Origin of the sequence: Verrucosispora sp. SN26_14.1, assembly GCF_004307965.1 — a bacterium.
Lineage (GTDB): Bacteria > Actinomycetota > Actinomycetes > Mycobacteriales > Micromonosporaceae > Micromonospora.
The window spans coordinates 1-5,272 of sequence record NZ_SISL01000412.1 but is presented as its reverse complement, the minus strand read 5'-3'; the positions used below and the strand labels follow the sequence as shown (position 1 = coordinate 5,272).

Genomic DNA, 5,272 nt, shown 5'->3' with positions numbered 1-5,272 from the left:
GACGCGCCAACCCGGGCGCGGCGGCGGTGCGGCGGCGAGGATCGTCGCGGTCAGGTCCGGCAGCGCGGACACCACCTGGGTACGCGCCCGCCGAGTCACCGTCGCCGCCGTGTTCAACCACCGGCGGCAGCCGGCACACCTGCTCAGGTGCAGATCAACACCGCGCTGCTCATCTGCCGTCGCCTCGCCGTCCAACTGCGCCGAGAGAATCTCCCGCCACTGCTCACACCCCATGTATCCGTAGTCGCTCCCGGGCCCGGCATGGTTCCCGCCGAACCCGAAAGAGCCGAGGTCAGGACTCCGACACGCGGCGGGGGGTCAGGAGGCCGTCGGTTCCGGCGCGGCTCCGGTTCCGGTTCCGGCTCGCTTCCGGCTTGGGCTTCGTTTCGGCTTTGGCGGTTAGGAAGGGTCCCCTGCTATGCACGAGGCGTTAGCAGGGGACCCTTCCTTGCACCGGGGTCGGGGTCAGGAGCCGCCCCGGGCGGCCCAGGCGTGCAGGGCGTCCCGGTCGCCGGCCTCGTCGAGGTTGATCGCCGCCTCGATCAGGGCCAGGTGCGTGAACGCCTGCGGATAGTTGCCCAGCGCGGTGCCGTCGGGGTCGAGTTGTTCGGCGTACAGACCGAGCGGGCCCGCGTAGCTGAGGAGCTGGTCGAACGCCTTGCGGGCCTCGTCCCGTCGACCGGCCAGCACCAGCGCCGAGACCAGCTCGAACGAGCAGAGCAGGAACGCGCCCTCCTCGCCGGGCAGCCCGTCGTCGGCCCGGTAGCGGCGCACCAGGGCCGGGCCGATCTCCAACTCCTGCCGGATCCGGTCGATGGTGGACTGCATCCGGGGATCGTCGCCGGGCAGGAAACCGACCAGCGGGATGCGCAGGAGGGAGGCGTCCAGCTCGGTGGAGCCGTACGCCATCACGAAGCTGCCGACCTCTGGGTCGTAGCCGCGTTCCAGCACCTCGGCGTGGACCGCGTCGCGAGCCGTACGCCAGTGTGCGACGTCCGCCGTCCGGTCGTCGAGCAGTTCGGCCAGCCGGATGCCCCGGTCCAGGCAGACCCAGGTCATCACCTTGGCGTTGACGTAGTGCTGGCGCGGTCCACGGATCTCCCAGATGCCGTGGTCCGGCTCGCTCCACCGGTCGGCCATCACCTCGACGTGCTTGCGGAGCAACTCCCACTGCTCCTGGGTCAGCTCGCCGGTCAGCTCGTGGTACACCAGCGCGGCATCCAGGATGTGCCCGTACGTGTCGAACTGCACCTGCTCGACGGCCTCGTTGCCGACCCGGACCGGCCGGGAGCCGGCGTACCCCTCCAGGTGTTCCAGCTCGCGTTCCTCGTCGATGTGGCCGTGGATGCCGATCAGCGGCGTGAGCAGGTCACCGGAGCAGACGGAGATCAGGAAGTGCAGGTAGCGTCGACCTTCCTCGGCGTGCCCGAGGCGGAACAACGCGAGCAGCAGCAGCGCCGAGTCCCGGTGCCAGGCGTACCGGTAGTCCCAGTTGCGGACCCCGCCGATGTGCTCGGGGAGGCTGGTGGTCGGCGCGGCGATCAACGCGCCGGTCTCGTCGAACGCGAGCCCGCGCAGCACCAGCGCGCTGTGCCGGACCTCGTCCGCGCCGAAGCCGGCGTAGTCGCTGCGGGTGGACCACTCCTGCCAGGTCCGGCAGGTACGCGCCAGCATCTCGTCGGCGTCGACGTCCCGGGTGGCGTCCTCGTCGTAGCCGACCAGCACGGCCGCCTCCTGGCCGGCGGAGAGTTCCGCTTCGATCCGCAGCACCCCGTCGGCGCTCTCGGCCGGCAGGTCGGTGTCGACCCAGAGCGGGGTGTCGGCGGCCCGCCAGCGTCCGTCGACCTGTTCCCACGTGGTGTCGCGGGCGCCGTGGTCGGGCCGGGGCCGGATCCGCACGTCCAGCCGGACCGTGCCCTCCTCCACCGTCACCCGGCGCACCAGCACCTTGTCCGCGCGTAGCGGCTGGGCGTCGTCGCCCGGCGCCACCGCGAGGAAGTCCTTGACGACCGCCACCCCGTCGGGCGTCGACCACCGGCTCTCCAGCACCAGCGTGTCGGGCAGATACCGCCGGGTCGGGGCGGCGCATCCGGCCACGGTGAGGTCGAGCGCGCCGCCGACCTCACGATCCAGCAGGCGGGCGAAGACGGCGTCACCGGCGAAGTGCGGCACGCAGAACCACTCGACCGCGCCGTCGGCGGCGACCAGCGCGGCGGTGTGGGTGTCGGAGAGAAAGGCGTACGAGTCGATCGGGGGATAGGTCATCGCAGCTCCGGTAGGACGTGGTTGCCGAATTGCTCGTTCGACACGGGTTTGGTTCATGAATACCCAGCTCGCGGCCGGGTAAGCGCCCCGCTCGCCACGGAGAAGAGGTCGTGATGCCCCAGCCGTTCGTGAACTGGTCCGGCAGCCTCTCCTTCACCCCCGGTGGCAACGCCGAGCCGGCCGACGAGGACGAGGTACGCGACCTGGTGTTGCGGGCCCGCGAGTCCGGCACCCACCTGAGGCCGGTCGGCTCGGGGCACTCGTCGAGTCCACTGGTCCGCACCAACGGGACGCTGGTCAGCCTGGACCGGCTCGCCGGGGTCGTCCACCAGGACGATGACCAGTTCACGGTCTGGGGCGGCACCCGGTTGAAGGCGCTCGGTGAGAGCCTCTACGACGCCGGTCTGGCGATGGAGAACCTCGGCGACGTCGACTACCAGTCGATCGCGGGCGCCACCGCCACCGGTACGCACGGCACCGGCGTCCGCTTCGGCAACCTCTCCACTCAGGTCACCGGGGTGCGGTTGGTGACCGGCACCGGCGAAACGCTGGACATCTCGCCGACCAGCAACGCCGAGCTGCTGCCCGCCGCGCGGCTGTCGCTCGGTGCCCTGGGCGTGGTCACCAAGATCACCATTCACGCGCAGCCCCGCTACGAACTGCGCCGACGGGCCTGGTGCGCGCCGGTCGACTGGACCCTGGACCACCTGGCCGAGTTGCAGCACACCAACCGCAACATGGACTTCTACTGGTACCCGCGCAGCGACCTGACCCAGATCCGCACCATGAACCGCGCCGACGACCTGCCGGAGGGGCAGATGTGGGTGGCCCGCCAGGCGCTGGAGTCGACCCCGTGGACCGAACCCCTCGAACTGGAGATCGGCCCGACCCACCGGACCATCCCACAGGACCGGGACCTGCGCTTCGAGGAGATCGAGTACATGCTGCCGGCCGAGGCGTTCACGTCCTGCTTCGCCGAGGTCCGCAAGCGGATCCTGAACCGGCACCGGCGCGTCGTGGGGTGGCGGGTGCTGGTGCGGACCATCGCCGCCGACGACATCTGGCTCAGCAACGCGTACGACCGCCCCACCACCACCATCGCCTGCCTGCAGAACACCTCGCTGCCGTACGAGGAGTACTTCCGCGACATGGAGGCGATCTTCCGGCAGTACGGTGGCCGACCGCACTGGGGCAAGAAGCACTGGCTGACCGCACGGGAACTGCGCCCCCTCTTCCCGCACTGGGACGACTTCCGGGAGGCACGGCGTCGACTCGACCCGGACGGGGTGTTCCTCACCTCCGACCTGGCCCGACTGCTTGAGGAGGCGTGATGGGACAGCTCGGTGGACTCGTCTGGGTGGTGCCGGGCGGACACATCCCGCTCGACAGCAACGGACCCGAACCGGAGTTCACCAGCTTCGACAAGATCTGCGTCCTCAACACCACCGACGCCGACGCCCGGCTCACGCTCACCTTCTACTACGAGGACGCCGAGCCGGTCGGCCCGTACCGCTTCGTCGTCGGTGCCCGACGGATCCGGCACGTCCGCGTCAACGACCTGATCGATCCGGAGGCCGTCCGCCTGGACCGCCCGTACGGCTGCGTGGTGCACGCCTCGGAGCCGGTGGTGGTGCAGTTCCTGCGGCAGGACTCCCGTCTCCCGGGCACCGTCACGCTCACCGGCACCATGGCCCATCCGGCCGGGTAGGCCGGGATGTAAGGAAGGGACCCGTACTAACGCCTGGTGCATAGCAGGGGTCCCCTGCTTACATCCGGGTAGGGTGCGGCCCGTGACCGTGCTGCGTTCCGTGCTGCTGTTCGTGCTCGCCGCCATCGCCGAGATCGGCGGGGCCTGGCTGGTGTGGCAGGGCTGGCGGGAGCATCGCGGGCTGTGGTTCGTCGCCGCCGGGGTGCTCGCCCTCGGGGCGTACGGCTTCGTCGCCACCTTCCAGCCGGACCCGAACTTCGGGCGCATCCTGGCCGCCTACGGTGGCGTCTTCGTCGCCGGTTCGCTGGCGTGGGGCATGATCTTCGACGGGTTCCGGCCGGATCGGTGGGACGTCACCGGCGCGGCGATCTGCCTGCTCGGCGTGGCCGTGATCATGTACGCCCCGCGCGGCGCCTGACGAGTAGGAGACCTCGATGCGTCTGATCTTCGCCAGCCTGGCCTCGATCGGTCACGCCTACCCGATGATCCCGCTGGCCGTCGCCGCCCGCGAGGCCGGGCACGAGGTGCACTTCGCCGCCGGGGAGGCGGTGCACGCCCCGCTGGCCGCGAACGGACTACGACCGTTCCGTCCCGCCGACACGTTCTACGAGATGTACGCCGAAGACCTGGCACCGGACCTGGAGCGGTTGGCGCCGGATCTGGTGGTGCACGGCTGGGGCGTACCCGGGGCGGCCGTCGCCGCCGCGCGGGCCGGGGTTCCCGGGCTCTGGCACGGCTTCGGCCGGATGTTCCCGCCGTATATCGGCCTGGAGTCGCCGACCGCGATCGCGGACGCACCCGGGCGGCCGCACCTGGACATCTGCCCACCGTCGTTGCAGGACGCCACGTTCGCCGCGACGGCCGAGCGGATCGTCCTGCGGCCCGTCCCGTTCTCGGCACCGGGACCGACGCCGACCTGGGACGACGACAGGTCGGTGCCGCTGGTCTATCTGACCTTCGGGACCGCCTTCGGGACCGCTGACCTGGTGACGACCGCCGTCGCCGGGCTGGCTCGGCTGGGGGCCCGGGTGGTGGTGGCCGCCGGGCGGGTGCCGGTGGAGGAGATCGGCGTCGTACCGGCCGACGTGGTCGTGCGGGAGTGGGTGCCGCAGGCGGAGGTGCTGCCCCGGGCGGACCTGGTGGTGCACCACGGCGGCAGCGGCACCACGCTCGGTGCCCTCACCGCCGGTCTGCCGCAACTGATCCTCCCGCAGGGCGCCGACCAGTTCGCCAACGCCGACGCCGTGGTGGCCGCCAGTGCGGGGCTGCGGTTGCGGCCCGACGAGGTGTCCGCCGAGG

6 protein-coding genes are annotated in these 5,272 nt (G+C 71.2%); 4 read left to right on the top strand and 2 right to left on the bottom strand.

Annotation, left to right across the window (positions count from 1 at the left end; genetic code table 11):
- Positions 1-234 (bottom strand): zf-HC2 domain-containing protein (locus EYA84_RS25720; RefSeq protein WP_201272479.1); only part of this gene is annotated, 234 nt, incomplete at its 3' end.
- Positions 235-465: 231 nt separating this feature from the next.
- Positions 466-2,265 carry a glycoside hydrolase family 15 protein gene (locus EYA84_RS25715; protein ID WP_131056146.1) on the bottom strand — a complete coding sequence of 600 codons (1,800 nt, stop codon included), beginning with the start codon at positions 2,263-2,265 and terminating at the stop codon, positions 466-468.
- Positions 2,266-2,378: 113 nt separating this feature from the next.
- Between EYA84_RS25715 and EYA84_RS25710 the strand changes: the two genes are divergently transcribed.
- The 4 genes from EYA84_RS25710 to EYA84_RS25695 all read left to right on the top strand — a co-directional run.
- Entirely contained in the window at positions 2,379-3,596 is a 1,218-nt protein-coding gene (locus EYA84_RS25710; RefSeq protein ID WP_131056144.1) for a D-arabinono-1,4-lactone oxidase, read from the top strand.
- On the top strand, positions 3,596-3,973 hold the full coding sequence (locus EYA84_RS25705) for a sensory rhodopsin transducer (RefSeq protein WP_176092433.1): 378 nt from the start codon (positions 3,596-3,598) through the stop codon (positions 3,971-3,973). Before EYA84_RS25710 ends, EYA84_RS25705 begins: the two co-directional genes overlap by 1 nt.
- An 82-nt stretch (positions 3,974-4,055) precedes the next feature.
- The gene (locus EYA84_RS25700; RefSeq protein WP_131056141.1) at positions 4,056-4,391 is read left to right on the top strand and encodes a YnfA family protein; all 336 of its coding nucleotides are present in this window, start codon (positions 4,056-4,058) and stop codon (positions 4,389-4,391) included.
- Between the two features lie 16 nt (positions 4,392-4,407).
- Positions 4,408-5,272 (top strand): glycosyltransferase (locus EYA84_RS25695; RefSeq protein WP_131056139.1); only part of this gene is annotated, 865 nt, incomplete at its 3' end.

Bases quoted from the DNA above. Each gene is read 5' to 3' on its own strand.
- EYA84_RS25715 (WP_131056146.1), bottom strand. From the start codon at position 2,265: ATGACCTATCCCCCGATCGACTCGTACGCCTTTCTCTCCGACACCCAC.
- EYA84_RS25710 (WP_131056144.1), top strand. From the start codon at position 2,379: ATGCCCCAGCCGTTCGTGAACTGGTCCGGCAGCCTCTCCTTCACCCCC.
- EYA84_RS25705 (WP_176092433.1), top strand. From the start codon at position 3,596: ATGGGACAGCTCGGTGGACTCGTCTGGGTGGTGCCGGGCGGACACATC.